Annotated in this window: 20 protein-coding genes; 6 read left to right on the top strand and 14 right to left on the bottom strand. The window is 65.6% G+C overall.

Translation table 11 applies throughout. From position 1 onward, the window contains the following. Positions 1–5 precede the first annotated feature (5 nt). The 4 genes from ACT2FV_RS00925 to ACT2FV_RS00910 form a co-directional block, all read right to left on the bottom strand. Positions 6–971, bottom strand: a complete 966-nt coding sequence (locus ACT2FV_RS00925; protein ID WP_059685629.1) for an L-carnitine dehydrogenase — start codon at positions 969–971, stop codon at positions 6–8. An 87-nt stretch (positions 972–1,058) separates the two neighbouring features. Beyond that, positions 1,059–1,988 carry a 3-keto-5-aminohexanoate cleavage protein gene (locus tag ACT2FV_RS00920; protein WP_124622092.1) on the bottom strand — a complete coding sequence of 310 codons (930 nt, stop codon included), beginning with the start codon at positions 1,986–1,988 and terminating at the stop codon, positions 1,059–1,061. A gap of 100 nt (positions 1,989–2,088) precedes the next feature. After that, the gene (locus ACT2FV_RS00915) at positions 2,089–3,042 is read right to left on the bottom strand and encodes a choline ABC transporter substrate-binding protein (RefSeq protein ID WP_059600224.1); all 954 of its coding nucleotides are present in this window, start codon (positions 3,040–3,042) and stop codon (positions 2,089–2,091) included. A gap of 317 nt (positions 3,043–3,359) precedes the next feature. After that, positions 3,360–4,331, bottom strand: coding sequence for a LysR substrate-binding domain-containing protein (locus tag ACT2FV_RS00910; RefSeq protein ID WP_151047577.1), 972 nt, complete (start codon positions 4,329–4,331; stop codon positions 3,360–3,362). A 135-nt stretch (positions 4,332–4,466) separates the two neighbouring features. Here ACT2FV_RS00910 and ACT2FV_RS00905 point away from each other — a divergent pair, with 135 nt between their 5' ends. After that, complete coding sequence (locus tag ACT2FV_RS00905) at positions 4,467–6,767, top strand: NADP-dependent malic enzyme (RefSeq protein WP_059600336.1); 2,301 nt, start codon at positions 4,467–4,469, stop codon at positions 6,765–6,767. Between the two features lie 265 nt (positions 6,768–7,032). Here ACT2FV_RS00905 and ACT2FV_RS00900 read toward each other — a convergent pair whose 3' ends face one another. From ACT2FV_RS00900 to ACT2FV_RS00860, 9 genes are all read right to left on the bottom strand, one after another. Beyond that, positions 7,033–7,602: a YdeI/OmpD-associated family protein gene (locus ACT2FV_RS00900; protein ID WP_151047579.1), complete on the bottom strand. Its 570-nt coding sequence runs from the start codon at positions 7,600–7,602 to the stop codon at positions 7,033–7,035. Between the two features lie 240 nt (positions 7,603–7,842). Further along, positions 7,843–8,970 (bottom strand): aminotransferase class V-fold PLP-dependent enzyme, encoded by a 1,128-nt coding sequence (locus ACT2FV_RS00895; RefSeq protein WP_059600227.1) that lies wholly within the window; start codon positions 8,968–8,970, stop codon positions 7,843–7,845. A gap of 249 nt (positions 8,971–9,219) precedes the next feature. After that, positions 9,220–9,597: a RidA family protein gene (locus ACT2FV_RS00890; protein ID WP_059600228.1), complete on the bottom strand. Its 378-nt coding sequence runs from the start codon at positions 9,595–9,597 to the stop codon at positions 9,220–9,222. Between the two features lie 264 nt (positions 9,598–9,861). After that, the gene (locus tag ACT2FV_RS00885; RefSeq protein WP_444502988.1) at positions 9,862–10,326 is read right to left on the bottom strand and encodes a c-type cytochrome; all 465 of its coding nucleotides are present in this window, start codon (positions 10,324–10,326) and stop codon (positions 9,862–9,864) included. A 59-nt stretch (positions 10,327–10,385) separates the two neighbouring features. After that, on the bottom strand, positions 10,386–10,886 hold the full coding sequence (locus ACT2FV_RS00880) for a c-type cytochrome (RefSeq protein ID WP_151047583.1): 501 nt from the start codon (positions 10,884–10,886) through the stop codon (positions 10,386–10,388). Continuing rightward, complete coding sequence (locus ACT2FV_RS00875; RefSeq protein WP_059534225.1) at positions 10,883–11,428, bottom strand: methylamine dehydrogenase light chain; 546 nt, start codon at positions 11,426–11,428, stop codon at positions 10,883–10,885. Before ACT2FV_RS00875 ends, ACT2FV_RS00880 begins: the two co-directional genes overlap by 4 nt. A 39-nt stretch (positions 11,429–11,467) precedes the next feature. Next, on the bottom strand, positions 11,468–12,103 hold the full coding sequence (gene mauD, locus ACT2FV_RS00870; RefSeq protein WP_444502987.1) for a methylamine dehydrogenase accessory protein MauD: 636 nt from the start codon (positions 12,101–12,103) through the stop codon (positions 11,468–11,470). After that, positions 12,100–12,654: a MauE/DoxX family redox-associated membrane protein gene (locus ACT2FV_RS00865; protein WP_444502986.1), complete on the bottom strand. Its 555-nt coding sequence runs from the start codon at positions 12,652–12,654 to the stop codon at positions 12,100–12,102. The genes mauD and ACT2FV_RS00865 overlap by 4 nt, the downstream gene beginning before the upstream one ends. A gap of 7 nt (positions 12,655–12,661) precedes the next feature. Further along, on the bottom strand, positions 12,662–13,819 hold the full coding sequence (locus ACT2FV_RS00860) for an amine dehydrogenase large subunit (RefSeq protein WP_444502985.1): 1,158 nt from the start codon (positions 13,817–13,819) through the stop codon (positions 12,662–12,664). 241 nt (positions 13,820–14,060) lie between these two features. Between ACT2FV_RS00860 and ACT2FV_RS00855 the strand changes: the two genes are divergently transcribed. The 5 genes from ACT2FV_RS00855 (at position 14,061) to ACT2FV_RS00835 (ending at position 20,118) form a co-directional block, all read left to right on the top strand. After that, positions 14,061–15,023, top strand: coding sequence for a helix-turn-helix domain-containing protein (locus ACT2FV_RS00855; RefSeq protein WP_444502984.1), 963 nt, complete (start codon positions 14,061–14,063; stop codon positions 15,021–15,023). Between the two features lie 142 nt (positions 15,024–15,165). Next, a complete protein-coding gene (locus tag ACT2FV_RS00850; protein WP_444502983.1) occupies positions 15,166–16,110 on the top strand; it encodes a GlxA family transcriptional regulator in 945 nt (314 codons plus the stop codon). Positions 16,111–16,593: 483 nt separating this feature from the next. After that, positions 16,594–18,306: a M36 family metallopeptidase gene (locus tag ACT2FV_RS00845; protein WP_444502982.1), complete on the top strand. Its 1,713-nt coding sequence runs from the start codon at positions 16,594–16,596 to the stop codon at positions 18,304–18,306. Positions 18,307–18,384: 78 nt separating this feature from the next. Then, positions 18,385–19,638 (top strand): M20/M25/M40 family metallo-hydrolase, encoded by a 1,254-nt coding sequence (locus ACT2FV_RS00840; RefSeq protein ID WP_444502981.1) that lies wholly within the window; start codon positions 18,385–18,387, stop codon positions 19,636–19,638. A 117-nt stretch (positions 19,639–19,755) separates the two neighbouring features. After that, positions 19,756–20,118, top strand: coding sequence for a YbjQ family protein (locus ACT2FV_RS00835; protein ID WP_059600237.1), 363 nt, complete (start codon positions 19,756–19,758; stop codon positions 20,116–20,118). A gap of 6 nt (positions 20,119–20,124) precedes the next feature. Here the strand turns inward: ACT2FV_RS00835 and ACT2FV_RS00830 are convergent, their stop codons facing one another. After that, complete coding sequence (locus ACT2FV_RS00830) at positions 20,125–21,348, bottom strand: MFS transporter (RefSeq protein ID WP_444502980.1); 1,224 nt, start codon at positions 21,346–21,348, stop codon at positions 20,125–20,127. Positions 21,349–21,364 lie beyond the last annotated feature (16 nt).

Raw genomic sequence — 21,364 nt, 5'->3', positions numbered from 1 at the left:
TTCGTTCAGTCCTCGAATCGCATCCCGTGCCGCGCCTTCACCGCGGCGATCGCCTTCAGCACCTCGGTGATGCACTCGTCGCGATAGCGTTCGAGTTCCTTGATGCTGCGCGTGCCCTGCTGCTCGCTCGTGCCTTCGACGACGCTGTCGATCAGTTCGTCGGTCAGCTTCGGCGCGACCAGCTTGGTCCATGGCAGTTCGAGCGCGGGGCCGAACTGCTGCATGAAGTGTCGCATGCCTGCGTCGCCGCCAGCCAGCGTGTAGGTCAGGAACGTGCCCATGAACGACCAGCGGATGCCCGCGCCGAAACGGATCGCATCGTCGATCTCGCCAGTCGTCGCGACGCCTTCGTTGACCAGATGGAGCGCCTCGCGCCACAGCGCTTCGAGCAGCCGGTCCGCGATGAAGCCCGGCACCTCCTTGCGCACGTGCAGCGGCCGCATGCCGAGCTTGCGATAGATCGCCATCGCCGCCTCGACCGCTTCCGGCGACGTGCGCGCGCCGCCGAGCACCTCGACGAGCGGCAGCAGGTAGACCGGATTGAACGGATGGCCGACCACGCAGCGCTCCGGATGCGTCGCGCGCGCGTAGAAGTCGGTCGGCAGCAGCCCCGATGTCGATGACGCGATGATCGCGTCGGGCTTCGCCGCGCGGCTGATCTGTTCGTGCAGTTCGAGCTTCAGCGCCTCCCGCTCGGGCGCGCTTTCCTGGATGAAGTCCGCGTCGGCGACGCAGGCCTCGATCGTCGACTCGAAACGCAGCCGCGCGGGATCGGCGCCCGGCGCGAGGCCGACGCGTTCGAGCGCAGGCCAGGCATTCGCGACGTTCGCGCGCAACCGCGCCTCGGCGCCCGGCGCCGGGTCCCACACGACCACGTCGAGACCGTGCGCGAGCGCACGGCAAATCCATCCGCTGCCGATCACACCGGTGCCGATCGCGGCGAACGTCTTGATGTCGGTCTTCACTGCCATGTCAACGCATCCTTCAAATCGAGGGAAATCGGACGGCGACCGCGCTCGTGCGCGCCGCCGCATTGAATCGGAATCAGCCGTGAACGCTCACGCGAATTCGGTCACCGCGCGGCGTTCGAGCAGACGCTCGCCGCGCGCCGGCAGGCCGAGCTTGCGACGCCCTTCGGCCGGCGTCAGCACGCGGCCGCCGAGGCGTTCGACGATTTCCCGTGCACGCTCGACGAGCGTGCCGTTGGTCGCATGCACGCCACGATCGAGCCAGATGTTGTCTTCGAGGCCGACGCGCACATGACCGCCGAGCAGCATCGCCTGCGCGACCATCGGCATCTGCATGCGGCCGATCCCGAAGCCGGCCCAGTGCGCGCCCGGCGGCAGGTTGTCGACCATCGCCTTCATCGTGCCGGTGTCGGCCGGCGCGCCCCACGGAATGCCGAGGCACAGCTGGAACAGTGGCGGATCGTCGAGCAGCCCTTCCTTCAGCAATTGCTTCGCGAACCACAGATGGCCCGTATCGAAGATTTCCAGCTCCGGCTTCACGCCGAGTTCCTGGATGCGCTTCGCGCCGGCGCGCAGTTGCGCGGGCGTCGATACGTAGATGTAGTCGCCGTCGCCGAAATTCAGCGTGCCGCAATCGAGCGTGCAGATTTCCGGCAGCAGTTCCTCGACGTGCGCGAGGCGCGTGAGGCCGCCGACAAGATCGGTGCCCTTGCCGAAGCGCATCGGGTCCTCGCCCGGGCCGATCTCCAGATCGCCGCCCATGCCGGCCGTCAGGTTGATGATCACGTCGACGTCCGCCGAGCGGATCCGGTCGACCACTTCGCGGTACAGGTTCGGGTCGCGGCTGCCGCGGCCCGTCTGCGGATCGCGCACGTGGCAGTGCGCAACCGTCGCGCCGGCCTTCGCCGCTTCGATCGCGGCGGCCGCGATTTCCTTCGGCGTGACCGGAATCGCCGGATGCTTGCCGACCGTATCGCCCGCGCCGGTCACCGCGCAGGTGATGATGACTTCGTGGTTCATGCTGAATGCCCTCGCTTGATTCGTTTCGTGTCGCTCGACTTCTGTCGTACTGCAGATTATTTGTCGCTGCGCGCCGCTCGCTTGCGGCGCGCACGGGCCGTTACAGGCCGAGATACGCCTTCACCGCGGGCAGGCCGTCCTTGCCGTCGAACGTCTTGACGCCGGCGAGCCAGGCATCGAGCACCTGCGGATTCTTCTTCAGGTACGCCTTCGCGGCGTCCGCCGGTTTCGTCTTGTTCATCACCGACTGCATCAGCTGGTTCTCGAGCTGCGTCGTGAAGCGCAGGTTCTCGACGAGCTTGCCTGCGTTGGGGCAGCGCGAGATGAAGTCGGGCGCCGTCAGCGTGTACACGCGCGCTTCGCCATAGTTCGGGCCGAAACTCGCATCGCCGCCGGACAGGTAGTTCATGCTGATCTGGATGTTCATCGGATGCGGTTCCCAGCCCAGGAACACGACCCACTTCTTCTCGCGGATCGCGCGCTCGACCGTGACGAGCATCCCGGCTTCGCTCGATTCGACCAGCTTGAAGCCACCGAGACCGTATTGATTCGTGTCGATCATCTTCTGGATCGTCGCGTTCGCGCTGCTGCCCGGTTCGATCCCGTAGATCTTGCCGTCGAGTTCCGCGCGGTGCTTCGCGATGTCCTCGAAACTCTTCAGGCCGGCCTGGTATGCGTAGCTCGGCACCGCGAGCGTCGCCTTCGCACCCGACAGGTTCGGCGGCTCGACCACGTTGATCGACTTGCTGTCGAGGAACGGCTGGAGCTGCTTTTGCTGCACCGGCCACCAGTAGCCGAGCGAGATGTCGAGCTGCTTGCTCTTCAGGCCGGCGAACGAGATCGGCACCGATGCGATTGTCGTCGTCGGCTTGTAGCCGAGCCCTTCGAACACGGTCGAGGCGAGCGCCGTGGTGGACGTGATGTCGGTCCAGCCGATATCCGCGAAGCGTACGTTGCGGCAGGTCGCGGCATCCGTTTCGGCGTGCGCCGCGGTCGCGAATGCGCCGGTCGCCAGCACGGCCGCGACGAACGCGGCGATCTTTGTCGACTTCATGGTTTCTCTCCCGATTGGACCGATGTCCGACGGGTTCGCGGAGTGCGTCCCGGCCTGCATCGTGGGAGTAAAAGTAACGAGCCATATTGGTCGAAAGACGACCGGCGGCGACCTTTTCTTGACTATTTGCGACTATGGGTGAAAACCACTACGCTCGGGCAATGGCTTGTATGGCGGGGGTTTCAGGCGAATTACGGTGAAGATGGGTTTGTCCGGATGCGGCGTAACGGATGCCGACGGAGCGTGCTTCGGCGGCGATACCGGAGCGGGCGTGGTGCCGCTTCCGGCCGGGCGGGTGCGGGCCGGCGCCCGACGCGTTATCGCGGTACCTCGACGTAAGTTTCCCTGCAGATCTCGCGCAGCGCCTGGACGAGCAGATCCCGCGTCGGCGCATGCGATTCGGCGGCGCGGGTAAACAGCGCGATGGGCGGCAGCGTCCAGACCAGCGAGTAAGGCACGATCGCCACGCCGGCGATGCGCACCATTTCTTCCGCGATATCGGTCGGCACGATCGATACGGCGTCGTCGCTCGATGCGATCATTTCGCCGATCAGCTTCGACGAGTAGCTTTCGACGATCGGCACGGGCGGCGCGATGCCGGCCGACAGGAACAGGTCGGTCACCTGCTCCCGCATCGGCGTATGCGGCGCGCCGAGAATCCAGTCCAGCTCGTGCAGCTTCTCCCAGTCGAGCTTCATGCGGGCCAGTTTCGCGGCGAGGCGCCGGCTCGCGATCATCCGGGGCTGCTGCTGGTACAGGACTTCGAAGGAAACCTGTCCCAGATCGACCGCCGACGACGCCCGCCCGATGACGAGATCGACGCTGTGGTCCTTGAGCTGCAGCAGCAGCTGGTCGCTGGTGCCTTCGTGGATCGTCACGGTCAGGCGCCGCTCCATCCGGGATTGCAGCCGCTTGAGCGCCGCCGACAGCATCTGGCCCGAGATGAACGGAATCACGCCGATATGCAGGTGGGCGGCGTGGCCGGCGGCGACCGCCTCCATCTCGCGGGCGAGATGGTCGAGGTCCTTCAACATCGCCCTGGCGCGCTCGAGCACGACCGAACCGAGCGCGGTCGGCCGCATCCCGCGCGACGAGCGCTCGAACAGCGGCGTGCCGAACATGCTTTCCAGCTCGGACAGCGCGTTCGTCACGGCGGGCTGGCTGCTGGCCATGTGCTCCGCGACGCGCGTCAGCGACCCGTGCTGCTGGATCTGCAGCAGCAGCATCAGGTGCCGCATCTTCAGGCGCGCACCGAGCCGCCTCACCACGTCGTTCGCGTCGAATGTCATTGCCGGACCACCGCATCATCATGAAAAAGTGATGGACCGATATTAAAACAGAATCATCTCCTTATGGCCGATCCCTAGAATCACCTCATGGATCGCGTCGGGACTGGCCTGGCGCGCACGCCCGGACCCAAAAACATGAAACAGACAGAGACTCAGCAGCAGGCCGCGTACGACTATCACGAGTTTCCGACCCCGGGGAAGATCTCCGTCGTCGCCAGCAAGCCGCTCGTGACGCAGCGCGATCTCGCGCTCGCCTACACGCCCGGCGTCGCCAGCGTGTGCGAGTCGATCGCCGCCGAGCCGCTGAACGCGCATCGCTTCACGAGCCGCGGGAATCTGGTGGGCGTCATCACCAACGGCACCGCCGTGCTGGGTCTGGGCAACATCGGCGCGCTCGCGTCGAAGCCGGTCATGGAAGGCAAGGCCGTGCTGTTCAAGAAGTTCGCGGGGATCGACGTGTTCGACATCGAGATCAACGAGACCGATCCGGACAAGCTCGTCGACATCATCGCCGGCCTCGAGCCCACCTTTGGCGGGATCAACCTCGAGGACATCAAGGCGCCGGAGTGCTTCACCGTCGAGCGCAAGCTGCGCGAGCGCATGAAGATTCCCGTCTTCCACGACGACCAGCACGGCACCGCCATTACCGTGGCCGCCGCGTTCATCAACGGGCTGAAGGTGGTCGGGAAGTCGATTTCCGAGGTGAAGGTCGTGACGTCGGGCGCCGGTGCCGCGGCGCTGGCCTGCCTGGACCTGCTCGTCGACCTCGGGCTGCCGGTCGCGAACATCTGGGCGACGGATATCGAAGGCGTCGTCTATCGCGGCCGCACCACGCTGATGGATCCCGCCAAGGAACGCTTCGCGCAGGAAACCGACGCGCGCACGCTGTCCGAAGTGATCGGCGGCGCCGACGTGTTCCTCGGGCTGTCGGTCGGCGGCATTCTGAAGCCGGAGATGCTGAAGGCGATGGCCGCGAGGCCGCTGATTCTCGCGCTCGCCAATCCGACGCCGGAAATCTTCCCTGAACTCGCGCATGCGACGCGCGACGACGTCGTGATCGCGACGGGCCGTTCGGATTTCCCGAACCAGGTCAACAACGTTCTCTGCTTCCCGTACATTTTCCGCGGCGCACTGGATGTGGGCGCAACGACGATCACCCGCGAAATGGAAATTGCCGCGGTTCACGCGATTGCCGGCCTCGCGCAGGAAGAGCAGAACGACATCGTCGCGGCAGCCTATGGCGGCGATGAAGTGTCCTTCGGTCCGCAATACCTGATTCCGAAGCCGTTCGATCCGCGCCTGATCGTGCGTATTGCGCCGGCCGTGGCCAGGGCCGCGATCGAAGGCGGCGTGGCGACGCGCCCGCTCGCGGATCTCGACGCGTATGTCGAGCAGTTGCAGCAGTTCGTCTACCACTCGGGCGCGTTCATGAAGCCACTGTTCGCGACCGCGCGTCAGCTCGTGCGTGACGGCGGCAAGGCACGCATCGTGTTCACCGAGGGCGAAGACGAGCGCGTGCTGCGCGCGGTGCAGGTGATCGTCGACGAGAAGCTCGCGCGTCCGATCCTGGTCGGGCGTCCGGAGGTGCTGCTCGCGCGTATCGAGCGATTCGGCCTGCGCCTGCGTCTCGGTCAGGATGTCGAAGTGACCAATCCGGAATATGACGAACGTTTCCCGCAATACTGGACGACGTATTGGGAATTGCGCTGCCGCGACGGCATCTCGAAGGAAATGGCGCGCGTCGAGATGCGGCGCCGCCTGACGCTGATCGGCGCGATGATGGTGCGGCTCGGCGATGCGGACGGGATGATCTGCGGGACGGTCGGCGAGTATCACAATCACCTGCGGTTCGTGGACGAAGTCATCGGCAAGAAGCCCGGTGCGTCGACCTACGCCGCGATGAACATCCTGCTGCTCAATCAGCGGACGGTCGCGCTGGTCGATACGCATGTCAACGACAACCCGGATGCGGAGCAGATCGCGGAATTCACGATCGCGGCCGCGCGGCAGATGGAGTGGCTGAATCTCTCGCCGAAGGCTGCGTTGCTGTCGCGGTCGAACTTCGGGTCGGGGAGCGCGGCCTCGGGCGTGAAGATGCGCCGAGCGCTCGAAATCATTCGCGCGCATGCGCCGGATATCGAGGCGGATGGCGAAATGCACGGCGACTGTGCGCTCGACGAGGCGCTGCGGTCGCGGCTGCTGCCGATGTCGCCGCTGAAGGGTGCGGCGAACCTGCTCGTGTGTCCGAACGTGGATGCGGGGAATATCGCCTATAACCTGCTCAAGACCGAGGCCGGCAGTAACGTTGCGGTCGGGCCGTTCCTGCTGGGGGTCAATGGGCCGGTGAACATTCTCACGTCCAGCGCGACCGTGAGACGGATCGTGAACATGACGGCGTTGACGGTGATCGAGGCGAATCGCAACGCGGCCGTGTAATTGCAGTTGATGCGGGTCGGCTACGGCCGACCCCGTCGGTCATCGGGCCGTGGTCCGCTGAAAAACGATATCCGCGATTCAGGTATCAGGATCGTCGGCAAGCGGCGCCAGCTTCGGCAGCCGCCCTTATTCGCGATACATGGCGATCAAGGTAACGACTGCGTACATCGACGAACCGCCATCTGGCTGGACCGCTGCAGAAACGAATCGGCCATGACAGGTTCGGTGCCCGCGTTTCACAAGATCTCCATCAGACGCAAGAGATTTACGGATGGAGGGTTTCACCGCGGTTCAGCATGTCGACGAATTCCGCAATTTTACGCGCCCGTGTTTCCGGCTTTTTCGCATTCTGTATCCGGAACAGGATGGCGTAGCGGTTGCGGCTATTCAGTGTTTCAAAGAACGCCTTGGCTTCCAAATTTGCGTTCAACGCCACCTGCAGGTCGTCCGGCACGGTCGAGTTGCTGGCCGACGTATAAGCAGCCTTCCATCGGCCGTCGTGCCGCGCCCTCTCGATCTCACGCATGCCCGGCGCGCGCATTCTGCCCGAGGCGATCAGCGCTTCGGCCCGGTCTTTGTTGAGTTTGGACCAGATGCTTTTTGCGGAGCGTGGAGTGAAGCGTTGTAGCCAGTACGTCTCGCTCTCGGCCTGCTTTTGGCCATCGATCCAGCCATAGCAGAGCGCGCTTTCCAACGCTTGACCATAGGTGACGGTTCGCTGCGTGGCGCCCTTTTTCGCCAGACGCAGCCATACTCCGCTCGACGTGCCGCCATTTTGCGCCAACCAGCTTTCCCATTCGGTCTGACTGGCAAATGTCAGCGCGCATTCGGTCATGTCACTGTCCTGAATGATTGAGTACGGGCGTGGGAAACCGTCCGCAGTCCAACAGTGCTTATACGGATAGCAGCGTCCGTGGTGCGATCCAATGCGGGCGTGCAGTCGCCACTATCCGTCGGCTCGTTTGGGTCGGAAGCCGCCGCCGAGTCTGGCGGCTTCCAACCTCGGTCGATCGTTCGGATGGCCTCGATCATGTCGAGCGCACCATGCGCCCCACCCTTGGATCGAAAGCGCGCCCTACAGAATCCGTTCCAACGCGCTGGCAAACCTACGGACCGCGGCATCGACGTCATGCAGCTTGTCGAGACCGAACAAGCCAATGCGGAACGTCTTGAAATCCGCCGGCTCATCGCATTGCAGCGGCACACCGGCCGCGATCTGCATGCCGACATCGACGAATTTCTTGCCGGACCGGATGTCGTCATCGTCGGTGTAGCTGACCACGACGCCAGGCGCCTCAAACCCTGGCGCCGCCACGCTCCTGAAACCCTTCTCGGCCAGCAACGCGCGAATCCGCGTGCCGAGTTCGAGCTGTTCCGCCCGCACCTTGTCGAAGCCGTATGCGTCCGTTTCCTTGATCACATCGCGCAGCGTCGCAAGGCTGTCCGTGGGCATCGTCGCGTGGTACGCGAAGCCACCGTTCTCGTAGGCTTCCATGATCTGCAGCCACTTGCGCAGATCGCAGGCAAAACTGGTGCTGGTCGTCGCATCGATGCGCTCGCGAGCGAGCGGGCTGAGCATGACCAGTGCGCAACCCGGCGACGCACTCCAGCCCTTTTGCGGCGCGCTGATCAGCACGTCGACACCGCTCTTCTCCATATCGACCCAGATCGTGCCGGACGCGATGCAATCCAGCACGAACATGCCGCCGACCGCATGCACGGCGTCGGCCACCGCGCGCAGATACGCATCGGGCAACATCATCCCGGAGGCGGTTTCGACGTGCGGAGCGAACACCAGGTCCGGCTTGTGTTCCTGAATCGCGGCGACGACTTCTTCGATCGGGGCCGGCGCAAACGCCGCCTGCCTGCCTGATTCGACAGGACGCGCCTTCAACACGATCGATTCGGACGGAATGCTGCCCATGTCGAAAATCTGCGACCAGCGGAAGCTGAACCAGCCGTTGCGGATGACCAGACACTTCTTGTTCGTCGCGAACTGCCGGGCCACGGCTTCCATGCCGAACGTCCCGCTGCCCGGGACGATGACGGCCGCTTTCGCGTTGTAGACCTTCTTCAGCGCGGCGGAAATATCGCGCATGACGCCCTGAAAGCGCTGCGACATGTGATTGATCGACCGGTCGGTGTACACCACCGAATATTCGAGAAGCCCGTCGCGGTCGACATCGGGAAGTAATCCTGGCACGTTCGCCTCCGGTAAAGGATGAAGCATGGGATGAGGGGGCGCGGTATTCGTGAGTGGCTACCGCTGCGCCCATGCAAATCTGCATGATTGCCTTGACGACGAACGATTCTAACGAATGCAGTCTGACGTTGGGGATTTGCGTGTTTTGTGCGGTGCACGCACGAAGCCAACATGTGGCGCATGTCTCAGCGCATCCGACCACGTCGCTTGCAAGACCGGCTCTCGTCGGTTTTCCGGCATTTCCCGCGCTCAAGGCCTGCAGGCAATCGCCTCGATCTCGATCTTGGTACCCACCATGTTCGTCGCCTGCAAGGTCGATCGTGACGGCTTGTTCCCCGGGAAGAACTCCCCATAGACACGATTGAATTCCGCGAAGTCGCGCGCGTCCTCGAGCCAGACGGTGGTTTTCACCACGTCGCCGAGTGTGCATCCCGCCAGCGAGAGTACGTGGGCGACGTTCTTCAATGTCTGACGCGTCTGCGCTTCGATTCCGCCCGCGACGAGGCTCCCGTCTTCGTTTCTCGCCACCTGACCGGATACGAACACCAGATCGCCGGCCTTGGTCGCCAACGACCGGGGCAGGTTTCGTGTGACCGGATTGCGCTCAGCAAAGTATTCGATCGCCATTTGAGCCTCCCACGATCCATCCGGCGCCGGTGTTGGCTTACGAAAACGAGCGTAACGCGGAAATGGCGCGCTGCCAATTCGGTATTCTCGGTCTGGAAGCCGCTACGCGCCGCAGCATCCGGTCAACGCAATGCGCATCGCCTGCGCGGCGTGCCCGATCCTCGGCGTCGAGTTGATCCGCGCGTGACGGCGCGGGGATACCGCGCCGCCCCGAATACCGGCAATCCGCCGTGCCCGGTGCCGAATCTCCATCGGCGAAGTCGATCAGTACCGATCCGACACACCGTCGATCCCACGCTCGTGCAGCGCACGAACCAGCCTGGCACGTACCGTCGCGACGTCCGAAAACGCCGGCCGTCGATGCGAGGCGACTTCGGCGGCGGTATAAGGCTTGAAGCCACGCGGCAGCGCATCGCGGTTCATCGTCGTGAGCACCCAGTTGAGCACGTCGGCGAGTTCCTCGTCGGACAGCGCCGAGTTCGACGCGCCGGGCACGCGCATCACGTACTCGCGCCCCGCCGGCAGATGCGTGAAATAACCGAGCGAATTCGCGAGAGGCGGCACCTTGCCCGGAATGCCGCCGCCTGTCGCCGTGTGGCAGCCCATGCAATTGAGCACCCAGTGTTGTCGCGCGAGTGTGGCGTCGGCCACGCCGTCGGCATGTGCGGGTACGGCAATCGCCAATGCCGCGGCAGCGACCGCCAGCATCGAAGACAGACGGCGTGCCATGAACGCTCCGATCCGCGACGCCGCCACACACGGGCCGCGACCACGAATGCGCAGGGTATTCAAAGCCCCAGCCCCTTCGTCACGACCGCACGTTGCGCATGAACGGCCGTGCCGTCCATCTCCTTCGCGCGTGCCGCGCGAATGTCGGCCGCCGTGAACGGCTTCGCGTCGCCGTGCTCGTCGTTGAGATCGAATACGACATAGTTGAGCACGTTCGCAATATCGTCATCGCTCGCACTCGCGAACGACGGCATCTTGAAGTTGTAGCGCTTGTCGTGCACCGTGATTTCGCCGAACATCCCGTGCAACAGCGTCGCGACAAGCTGCGCACGGCCCGCATCGGCCGTTGCATACCTGCCCGGGTACTCGGTCAGCGGCGGCGCGAGGCCGTCCTGCCCCTTGCCGCCCGCCTGGTGACACACCGCGCACTGCGCATCGAACAGGCTCTTGCCCGCCGGGTAGTGGACAGCCTGCTGCGCACCGGCGAGACCCGGCCACGCAAAACCCGCAACAGCCGCCACGCACGCGACCACCATCGTTCCAGCTTGCTTCATTTTCATTGCTTCGCCGCCCCCAGCAGGACCGAAACCGAACAGTGGTAATTCGAATTGCCGTTCGCCATGCACCAGTTGATGTCGTTGTTCAGCGACAGCTTGTACAGCGGCTTCTCGCGCTCATTGCGGTTGCAGAAGCACTTGCCGCACGACGTCTTTCCGCAGCAATCGTTGTACGACACGATGTAGTCCGAACCGTCGTGCGGGTTGCGGCACGTGCCGATCCACGTGATCGGCGACGGCGTCGTGCCCGGCGGGCAACTGCTCGACGTACCGCCGCAGCAGCTGCACAGCCAGCCGTCGATGGCGCAGTATTTCCAGTAATCGCAGCTCATCGGATCGTCGCTCGCGCCCGGCGCGGCAGCCCCCGAAGCCGCCGATGCGCCCGATGCTGCATCCGCTGCATATGCGGTGCGATCGACGGGCAAGAGCGGCAGCATCGCCGATCCGACCAGCACCTTGCCGAGCTTCGCCATCGCGCTGCGCCGCGAACTATGCTGCGCGACGCCGCGCGCCGACCGCTCGAACCATGAATCAAACAGGCCCATGTGGTTGTTCTCCGTTGACGTTGAAAGGGAGCCGGCCGGTCACGCGTGCTGCGCGTGCCCTTCGTGACCGCCATGGTCGAGATTGCCGTGCACGAACTGCTGCAGCGACGCAACGCCACGCTCCTTCGCTTCGAACAGGCTCTCGAGATGCTCGCGGGTGTTGACGAGACCCTTTGCGCGCACGGTACCGGTGTCGTCGAGCAGCACCGCGTAGGGCAGCTTGCCGATCTGATACGCGAGGCCCAGCTCCTGCGACAGCACGTACGGGAAACGCGCGAGGTCGTGCTTCTGTGCGAAGCGCGTGTGGTCGTCGAGATCGCCGTCGCTCGCGAGCATGATGTTCACCGGCGTCGATTCGCTCGCTTGCAGCGACGGCAACAGCGGCAGCAGCTTCTTGCAGACCGGGCACGTCGGCGACAGGAAGAACAGCAGCGTCGCCTTGCCCGATGCATCGATACCGCCGACCTTCACCTGCGAGCCGCGAATGTCGGTCAGCTCGAACGTCGGCGCGATCGCGCCGACCGCCGGCCCCTTGTCGATCATCAACGCGCCGGCCGGCATGATCCGTTCGTACAGGATGCCGATCTGACGCACGAGCGCGAGACAGATCGCGCCGAGCGCGAGAACGGCGACCCACAGCAAGGCGGTGGAAACGGTGAGAGCGGTTTGCATCATGAATTCCTCAGGTGGGAAAGGCGCGGTACGTTGGCGAGCAGCACGTCGACGGTGAGCAGCGCGCAGACGATCAGAAGCACGGAAGAGAACAGCGTCAGGTAGTCGAACCACACGATCGCGCGGCTGCCCGGTTCGACGAACGCGATCGCGGCCAGCACGACGAGCAGCAGCACGCGCGCGACATGCAGCCAGCCGATGCCGCGCGGCGCATCCGCGCGCGCGGCTGCAAGACCGGAGCAGCCGCAGTCGATGTCGGTATGGCCGCGCAGGATGTTGATCGTCATGCCGGCCGCGAAGACGAGCAGCAATGCGATCAAGCCGAGCGCGCCGGTCGTGCGCGTATCGGGAAACAGCAGCGCCGCGGCGCAGACGGCTTCCGCGAGCGGAATCGCGAACGCGGCGGGCGCGTTGAGTACCTCAGGCAGCAGGCGATAGCCGGCGAGCGCCTGCCGGAACGCCGCGGGCCGGCGGAGCTTGGCGAAGGCGCCGAGCAGCACGACGACGGCAGCGCCAGCCTGCGCGCTGGTGGCAAGTACGGGATCGAGCGTCATCGCGGCCTCACGGGTTCACGAGCAGCGTCGACGTACTGCCGATCTGCTTCTCGACGTGCTGCGGCTTGCCCGTTTGCGCGTCCATCACGGCAAGATCGGACGTGCCCGTCAGCCCGTAGAACAGCGGCTTGTCGTCCTCGCTGACCTGGATCGACACGAGCGGATCGACCTTCAGCTGCGCGAGGTCCCAGCGCGCGACACGCTGTTTCGACTTCAGGTCGTACACCCAGACCTGCGTGCCGGGATCCTTGTGCGTGCCGTCCCCGCCCTTGTGCATCAGCACGTAGTAGCGGTTCTGCTTCACCTGCACGGCCGTCTGCTGCATGCCGCCCGGGCGCCAGCCTTCGGCTCGCTCGGCGTCGGTCAGCAACGACCACGACTTGCCGAACGCCGGCTTGTCGCCGCTGAAGTCGGCGCTGCGCACGTTGCCGTGGTACGTCGTGAACAGATAGCCGCCGTGGTAGCGCGACGCGTTGATGAAGGCCGGATCATCGTCGACGTCGATGAACGCATCGGACATCGTGCGCTTCACCTCCTTGCCGTTCGCGTCGAGCGTGACGGTGAGCGCCTTGCCGCTCTCGCACAGCGCGGTGAACCGGTCGTTCCCTGACGGATAGGCAAGCACGCATGCCGCAGTATCGATCTCCGACAGCACCGCCCTCGACACCGCGTCGATCACCGTCACCGACGCGGCCGGCGTGATGTTCGCGACGTACAACCGCTTGCCGTCGGCGCTGAACGCGGTGTTGTACGGTGACGGCACGTGCTGCCCGTGCTTCGCCGGAATCACGATCTCGCCCGTGTGATCGAGTGTCGTGTTGTCGGTCATCTCGACGACGTCGGTGCGCTTGCCGTGCGAGCCGCGCGAGAAATAGGTCGTCGCGATGAAGCTCGTCTTGTGGTCGGGCGAGATCGCGAGGCCAGGCGCGAAGCCGCCATCGATCTGGCCGAGCAGCTTCTTTGCGTCGGCGTCGTACACGAAGATGCGTCCGTCGGTCATCGTCGGCATTGCGATATCGACAACGTACACCTCGTGCGGATGCCACGGCGGCATCTTCTGCACGACCAGTTCCTCGGGCTTTTCTGTCGCGTATGCGCTGCCGACCCACGCCGCCGCGAACGCCAGCGTCGCCGCGAAAGCCGCGGTGCGTCGCCTTGTTCTCATGTCGCCTCCAGTTGGGATTCACTTTATGTGGGGCGACTGTAGTTCGACAATAAATCAGTTCAGCACCCGGACCGGCAACGCGTGCGTGCCGATTCGGGATATTGGAAAACCGCCTGAAAGGCACCCGCGGTCGATACCTTCCGCCCCCTCCAAAACCCCCACGGAAATAGCGCTCATCCGTATTGCACCGACCGTGCGGTCGGTTTAATCTTGCGCGGTCCGAACGACCGCCGGAGGCGCCATGCTCGTGTTTCATCAGATGTTCGACGACGCGGACCGGCATGCCGAGGCGCTGCGCGGCTGGGATCAGCGCTATGACCAGATCGGCTCCGGCTCGTATCGCAGCGCGATCAAGCACGCGGAGTTCGACGGCGTGCAACTGTTCCAGGAAGCGGCGAACGTGCGCATCATCCAGCGCGGGCGCCTGCCGCCCGGCCATACGGTGTTCGGCATGCCGCTCACCGGCTCGGGAACCTTCGCATTCGGCGATGCGCGCATCGAGCGCGGCACGATCGTACTGGCGCGCGGCGGCGCGCCTTTCGAACTCCATTCGCCCGACGACATGTCGCTGATCGGCGTGGTCGTCGATTCCGAGCTGATGCAGCAAATCGAGGATGCCGCAGATGTCCGGCTCGACGAGCGCGCGTTGCGGCGCGGCGTCGCCGATGTGCCGGTCGCCGCACGCGAACGCGCGAGCGTGCAGCTCGCGACGCTGCTCGAACGCGTGCTGTCGGCGCCCGATACGTTCGATACGGCGCGCGCGCAGTCCGGGCTGCGCAGCGATGTCGCGAACGTGCTCGTCGATCTGCTCACGTATCGGATGCCCGAGCCGTCGAATCGTCTGACGCATGCGTGCCATGCCGACATCGTGCGGCGCGTGCACGACTACGTGATCGAGCACCCGGAGGCGCCCGTCGACATCCTGAGCCTGTGCACGCAACTGCGCGTGAGCCGGCGCACGATGCAGAACAGCTTCCAGTCGGTCGCGCAAACCGGCCCGCTGAACTACACGCGCTCGCTACGCCTCGCGCAGGTGCGACGTCTGCTGCTCGACACGCGGCAGTCCGACCTGCCGATCAGCGAAGCGGCCGCGCGCTGGGGCTTCATCCACCTCGGGCATTTTGCGAACGCGTACAAGGCCCAGTTCGGCGAACTGCCTTCGACGACAGCGCGCCGCGCGGTGCGCGGCGCAAAAACGCGCTGAACACCTGCAAAACCCGCGATAATCGTGCGTTGAACGTTCGGCTTGCGCGAGCCGGGCGCGGCATGCGCGTGCCTGCCCGCTCGCCGTGCCACGTTGCGTCGCGCCCGTACGTGACGACCACCCGATTCCACCCCACGCCCCGATGCCCGAGGATTTCCACTTTCTGTTGCTGCCCGGCTTCTCAGCGCTCGGCTTCATGTCTGCGGTCGAACCGCTGCGCGTCGCGAACCGCTTTCGCACCGAGCTGTACCGCTGGCATGTGATCAGCGCGGACGGCGCGCCCGTCGCCGCGAGCAACGGCATCCCGGTCGCCGCCGAAGCCGCGTACGCGGACGTCGCGCAGGTCGAGACGGTGTTCGTCGTCGCCGGCTTCGATCCGCTCGTGTGCTACGACCGCGCACTCGGCGACTGGCTGCGCCGCCAGAACCGGCACGGCGCGACGCTCGGCGGCATCGACACCGGCAGCTTCGTGCTCGCGGAAGCCGGGCTGTTCGACGCATCGCAAACGCTCACGCTGCACTGGGAAGCGCTTGCCGCGTTCCGCGAACGCTACCCCGGCCTGAACGCGACGCAGGAACTGTTCGAGATCGACGACCGGCGCATCACTTGCGCGGGCGGCACCGCGTCGATCGACATGATGCTCGACCTGATCGGGAGACGGCACGGCGCCGATCTCGCGGCGGCGATCTCCGAGCAGTTCGTCGTCAGCCGCATCCGGCAACGCTCGGACAGCCAGCGGCTCGAGATCGCCGCGCGCTACGGCGTGCACAACCGCAAGCTGATCCAGGTGATCGACATGATGCAGCGGCATATGGAGAGCCCGCTCGGCTCGGACGCGCTCGCACAGGACGTGTCGATCACGCGGCGTCAGCTCGAACGGCTGTTCAGCGCGACGCTGAACGACACGCCGACGCGCTTCTACCTCAACCTGCGCCTGGATCGCGCCCGCGAGCTGCTGCAGCAGACCGACATGAGCATCACGTCGGTCTGCGTCGCATGCGGCTTCGAATCGCCGTCTCATTTCTCGCGCGCGTATCGCTCGCGTTTCGGCGTGAGCCCGCGCAGCGACCGCCGCGCGACGCGCTGAGCAGCGCCGCTTTTACGTACAATCCGGCGCGCTATTGCGCGCTTCGACAGCGTTTCACGTCATTCGATGAACAATGCCGCCGATTGATCGACGGACCGAAGCGGCCTTCGAAAATAAATTGCAATGTCGCCGAAAATATTCTGTAACATACCTCGCAATTAATTAGATAGGCAGCCCTAAGGAGATGAGAGCCCGGGCCTGACACACGTCGCGCCACGCAGGCTGCCGAACCGCTATCAATGCCGATCCGAGGGGTATGACATGACGATGCTCGCTTCGCCGTCGCCGCACCTGCCTTCCGTTCGCTTCCCCGCCGCCTTTCCGCTTCAATTCGTTTCGACCTGACGCTTAGTCATCCTCAGTCAGTCGAATCTCCCTGCACCGCTTTCTCGCACCGGTTCCATCGAGCCGGCGCGTGGGCCGTGTCGTGCCTGCTCGCCACAAGCGCGCGGGCGTGTTCAACCGTTGAGATGAGGATCACGTATGCAGACATCACGCAAAGCATTGCCGCTCGCCCTGGGTCTCGCGCTCGGCTTCGGCATCGTCGGCGGCAGCGCGGCCGATACCAAGGTCGCGAACCCGCAGGCGTCGAGCCTGCGCGAAAGCCTGACGCGCGGCGTGGCACCGGCCGCGACCAAGGCCGACACGGCCGCCGGTCAGTTCCGCGCGGACGGCGTCGCCGTCACGCTGTACAACCCCGCGTATCGCGCAAAGAAGGCGGCCGCCACGCCCGCCGCCGCCGCGCGCGATTTCGTCGCATCGCAGGCAACGCAGCTCGGGCTCGACCCAGCCGCGCTCGCGAGCCTCGCGGTGACGTCGGAGCGCGACGACGCCGATTTCACCGTCGTGCGCTTCCAGCAGCAGGCGGCCGGGCTGCCCGTATACGGCAGCGACATCGCGGTGACGGTCGCGAAGGACGGCCGCATCCTGTACGTCGCGAGCAACACGATCAACGGCGTGGTCGCTACCGCGCGCAAGGCGCAGGCCGTCGACCAGCAGCAGGCGCTCGACCGCGCGCGCGCGTATCTCGGCGTCGGCGGCTTCACGAACCTCGACGCGCAGCTCGTCGCGTTCGTCGACAAGGCCGGCACGCATACCGCATGGAAGGTGCGCGGCCGCCCGCAGGACGGCCCGAAGGGCGACTGGGAACTGCTGATCGACGCGGGCAGCGGCGAAGTGCTGCGCGCCGAGGACAAGGCGTTCTATGCGACCGACGGCACCGGCTTCGTGTTCCGGCCGGATCCGCTTTCGTCGACGAAGAGCAGCTACGGCAGCACGGGCTACAAGGACAACAACGATGCGGACTCCACGCAGCTCACGGCCTCGCGCGTACGCGTGACGCTGAAGGATCTCGCGCAGTCGAATTCACGCTACGTGCTGTCGGGCCCGTATGCGTCGTGCGTCGATTTCGATGCGCCGCGCGACAACGCCTGCCCGGCACAGGCCACGCCCGCATTCGAGTTCACGCGCGGCAACCTGTACTTCGAGGCGGTGAACACGTACTACCACATCGACACGTTCCTTCGTTACGTGAATCAGACGCTCGGCATCAAGGCGATGCCGTACCAGTACGCGAGCGGCGTGCAGTACGACCCGCACGGCGAATCGGGCGACGACAACTCGTCGTACTCGTCGAGCAGCGGCCGGCTCACCTTCGGCCAGGGCGGCGTCGACGATGCGGAAGATGCGGACGTCGTGATCCACGAGCTCGGCCACGGCATCCACGACTGGGTGACCAACGGCGGCCTGTCACAGCAGGAAGGCCTGTCGGAAGGCACCGGCGACTATCTCGCCGCCGCGTACAGCCGCGACTTCAACCAGTGGAGCCCGTCCGACGCGCAGTATCACTGGGTCTACAACTGGGACGGCCACAACGAATACTGGGGCGGCCGCGTGACGAACTGGAACGTCGGGCGGACCTACGCGCAGGCACGCGGCGCCGAGATCCACACGGCCGGCCAGTACTGGGCGTCGTGCAACCTCGTCGCGCGCGACGCGATCGGCGCGCAGGCGATGGACAAGGCGTTCCTGAAGGGCCTGTCGATGACCAACAGCTCGACGAACCAGAAGGCCGCCGCGCAAGCGGTGCTGACAGCCGCCGCCGCGCTCGGCTACAGCAGCGCGCAGCTCACGGCGATCGGCAATGCGTACAACAAGAGTTGCACGTACGGCGTGACCGTGCCGCAGAAGTCGTAATTCCGTAGCAGGCGGGGGGCGTCGCACGACCTGCGGCGCGCCCTCTTCCTCGACATCGCCATCCTCACGAGATCGAACATGCCTACTCTGACATTGAGCCGCCTGAGCGCCGCGCTGGGCGGCATGCTGCTGACCGCCGCCGCACACGCCACGCCGGTGTGGATCACACTCGGCGACACCGCTTTCCGCCAGCTTCAACGCATCGATGCGAACGCGACCGCGCAATACAGCACCACGGTCGACGCCGGCAAGACGGCCGACGGCGCCGCGCGCCGCGAAACCGTGCACGTCGTCGAGATCGACGACGCGCGGCTCGGCGAACTCGCCCACGCGGTACACCATGCGCGCGGCCACGGGCCCGGCTACATCGTGCACGACTCGTTCGACGACGCACGCCTGGCGTTGCAGCCGGTATCCGCGGCGCTCGCGAAACAGGTGGCCGCGACCGCTTACACGGTGTCGAACGCGCCGCAGATCAAGACCTGGGTGCAGCAACTGCAGGCCAGTAACATCGTCGGCACGATCGCATCGATGTCCGGCTTCACGAACCGCTACTACACGACGTCGCACGGCGCCGCCGCATCGGACTGGCTCGCGCTGCAGTGGAAGCAACTGGCCGGCTCGCGCACCGACATCGCCGTCGAGCAGTTCGCGCATACGGGCTTCCCGCAGAAATCCGTGATCCTGACGATTCGCGGCAGCGATCCCGCCGCGGGCACGGTCGTGCTGGGCGGCCACCTCGATTCGACGGTCGGCCGCACGACGGAAAACACGCGCTCGCCCGGCGCCGACGACGATGCGTCCGGCATTGCCAGCCTGACCGAAGCGCTGCGCGTGCTGCTCGCGAACGACTACCGGCCGAAGCGAACGATCAAGTTCGTCGGCTACGCGGCCGAGGAAGCCGGGCTGCTCGGATCGAAGGCGATCGCCAAGCAGTTCCGCACGCAGAATGCGAATGTGGTTGGCGTGCTGCAGCTGGACATGACGAACTACAAGGGCGATCCGAAAGACATCTACCTGATCACCGACTACACGAGCGCCGCGCAGAACACCTACCTGACGAACCTGGCGAAGGCCTACCTGCCGGAACTCGCGATCGGCACGTCGCAATGCGGATATGCCTGTTCGGACCACGCGTCCTGGAATGCGCAGGGTTATCCGGCGTCGTTCCCGTTCGAGGCCGACCAGAACGACAGTCCGTACATCCATACCGTGAACGACACGCTGGAGAATTCGGACCGGCAGGCGAACCACGCGCTGAAGTTCGGCAAGCTGGCGCTCGCGTATGCAGTCGATCTCGGCGGTGACGGCAGCGCAACCGTCAAGCGCTGACGCGACCTCGCCGCCTCGAGCCGCACCGGGCGCGCGCGTCGTGCGCGCCCATTCGAGTGCGTTTCCCGTTCCGGATAGAATCGTCGTTCGATCACTTCCGCAACACGGTGCACATCCATGACCGACCTCCCCCGCTCCGCCGACGATCTCTCGCCCGAGCGCGTCACGACCGCGTTCGACCTGCCCGGCCACACGACCGTCCGTTCGCTCGGCGTCGCGCAGGGCATCATCGTGCGTTCGCGCTCGATCGTCGGCTCGTTCGGTGCGGCGCTGCAGACCATTTTCGGCGGCAACATCACGCTCTATACGTCGCTGTGCGAGAAGGCGCGCGAGCAGGCATTCGACAAGATGCTCGCCGACGCGCGCAAGCTCGGCGCGAATGCGATCGTCGCGATGCGCTACGACTCGACCGAGATCGGGTCAGGCGTGACGGAAGTCATCTGCTACGGCACGGCCGTGCGCGTGACGCAGGATGCCTGACGCGCGTCATGCGTCGCGTTCGAGCGACTTCATGTTGGTCAGCTGAGGAAACAGCTTCATCCATGTCAGCGCGACGGCGATCGTCGCCGCGCCGCCGACGACGATCGCGGCCGGGGCACCCCACCACGCCGCCGTCACACCCGATTCGAATTCGCCGAGCTGGTTCGACGTACCGATGAACAGGGAGTTGACCGCGCTCACGCGGCCGAGCATGTCGTCGGGCGTACGCAGTTGCACGAGCGACAGGCGCACGACGACGCTCACGACGTCCGACGCACCCAACGCCGCCAGCGCGACGAGCGACACCGCGAAATGCCTCGACAGCCCGAACACGATGGTTGCGATGCCGAACGCGATCACGCCGCCGAACATCGCGCGGCCGGGCCGCCCCTTCAACGGAAAACGCGTGAGCCACAGCGTGCCTGCGAGTGCGCCGACCGCGGGCGCCGCGCGCAACGCCCCCAGCCCCCACGGCCCGACCTGCAGAATGTCGCGCGCATAGATCGGCAGCAGCGCGGTCGCGCCGCCGAACAGCACCGCGAACAGATCGAGCGACAACGCACCGAGGATCGCCGGTTCGCGTCGGATGAACGCGATACCGGAAAACACCGAGCGCAGCGTAACCGGCTCGCGCGCGGGGGGCGCGCTGCGCAGCGGAATCGTGCCGCTCAGCACCGCCGCGATCGCGAACGCGACGACGCTCGTGCCGAACGCGGCGGGCGCGCCGACGCCATACAGCAGCCCGCCGAACGCCGGCCCGAGAATCTGCGCGGCCTGGTTCGCGGACGTCGATAGCGCGGTCGCGCGCGGCAGGTCGCCGCGCGGAACGACGGCCGGCAGCAGCGACGACACCGACGGCGATTCGAACGCGCGCGCGGTGCCGACGATCGCCGCAAGCGCGTACACGCCCGGTGCGGTGAGCCCCCCTTTCGCAGTGCCGAGCAGGAATACGCCGGCGGCCAGCGCCTCGACGCTCTGGCAGATCGTCGCGATGCGCCGGCGATCGTAGCGGTCGGCCACCTGCCCGACGACGAGCGTCAGCGCGAACATCGGCACGAACTGCGCGAGCCCGACGAGACCGAGCGCGAACGCGCTGTGCGTGAGCGCATAGACGCACCAGCCGATCGCGACCGACAGGATCTGGAACGCGAGCGACGACATCACGCGCGTGCCCCAAAAGCGCTGGAACGGTGCGTGGCGGAACAGGTTGGCGGGTAACGGTGCGGTCATCGGAGGGATGTGTGGA

This window comes from Burkholderia sp. PR2 (assembly GCF_052372875.1).
Taxonomy (GTDB): domain Bacteria; phylum Pseudomonadota; class Gammaproteobacteria; order Burkholderiales; family Burkholderiaceae; genus Burkholderia; species Burkholderia diffusa.
Note: the sequence above shows the minus strand (reverse complement) of the source record. Positions and strands in the feature narration are given on the sequence as shown.

Bases quoted from the DNA above. Each gene is read 5' to 3' on its own strand.
- ACT2FV_RS00925 (WP_059685629.1), bottom strand. From the start codon at position 971: ATGGCAGTGAAGACCGACATCAAGACGTTCGCCGCGATCGGCACCGGT.
- ACT2FV_RS00920 (WP_124622092.1), bottom strand. From the start codon at position 1,988: ATGAACCACGAAGTCATCATCACCTGCGCGGTGACCGGCGCGGGCGAT.
- ACT2FV_RS00915 (WP_059600224.1), bottom strand. From the start codon at position 3,042: ATGAAGTCGACAAAGATCGCCGCGTTCGTCGCGGCCGTGCTGGCGACC.
- ACT2FV_RS00910 (WP_151047577.1), bottom strand. From the start codon at position 4,331: ATGACATTCGACGCGAACGACGTGGTGAGGCGGCTCGGTGCGCGCCTG.
- ACT2FV_RS00905 (WP_059600336.1), top strand. From the start codon at position 4,467: ATGAAACAGACAGAGACTCAGCAGCAGGCCGCGTACGACTATCACGAG.
- ACT2FV_RS00900 (WP_151047579.1), bottom strand. From the start codon at position 7,602: ATGACCGAATGCGCGCTGACATTTGCCAGTCAGACCGAATGGGAAAGC.
- ACT2FV_RS00890 (WP_059600228.1), bottom strand. From the start codon at position 9,597: ATGGCGATCGAATACTTTGCTGAGCGCAATCCGGTCACACGAAACCTG.
- ACT2FV_RS00885 (WP_444502988.1), bottom strand. From the start codon at position 10,326: ATGGCACGCCGTCTGTCTTCGATGCTGGCGGTCGCTGCCGCGGCATTG.
- ACT2FV_RS00880 (WP_151047583.1), bottom strand. From the start codon at position 10,886: ATGAAAATGAAGCAAGCTGGAACGATGGTGGTCGCGTGCGTGGCGGCT.
- ACT2FV_RS00875 (WP_059534225.1), bottom strand. From the start codon at position 11,428: ATGGGCCTGTTTGATTCATGGTTCGAGCGGTCGGCGCGCGGCGTCGCG.
- mauD (WP_444502987.1), bottom strand. From the start codon at position 12,103: ATGATGCAAACCGCTCTCACCGTTTCCACCGCCTTGCTGTGGGTCGCC.
- ACT2FV_RS00865 (WP_444502986.1), bottom strand. From the start codon at position 12,654: ATGACGCTCGATCCCGTACTTGCCACCAGCGCGCAGGCTGGCGCTGCC.
- ACT2FV_RS00860 (WP_444502985.1), bottom strand. From the start codon at position 13,819: ATGAGAACAAGGCGACGCACCGCGGCTTTCGCGGCGACGCTGGCGTTC.
- ACT2FV_RS00855 (WP_444502984.1), top strand. From the start codon at position 14,061: ATGCTCGTGTTTCATCAGATGTTCGACGACGCGGACCGGCATGCCGAG.
- ACT2FV_RS00850 (WP_444502983.1), top strand. From the start codon at position 15,166: ATGCCCGAGGATTTCCACTTTCTGTTGCTGCCCGGCTTCTCAGCGCTC.
- ACT2FV_RS00845 (WP_444502982.1), top strand. From the start codon at position 16,594: ATGCAGACATCACGCAAAGCATTGCCGCTCGCCCTGGGTCTCGCGCTC.
- ACT2FV_RS00840 (WP_444502981.1), top strand. From the start codon at position 18,385: ATGCCTACTCTGACATTGAGCCGCCTGAGCGCCGCGCTGGGCGGCATG.
- ACT2FV_RS00835 (WP_059600237.1), top strand. From the start codon at position 19,756: ATGACCGACCTCCCCCGCTCCGCCGACGATCTCTCGCCCGAGCGCGTC.
- ACT2FV_RS00830 (WP_444502980.1), bottom strand. From the start codon at position 21,348: ATGACCGCACCGTTACCCGCCAACCTGTTCCGCCACGCACCGTTCCAG.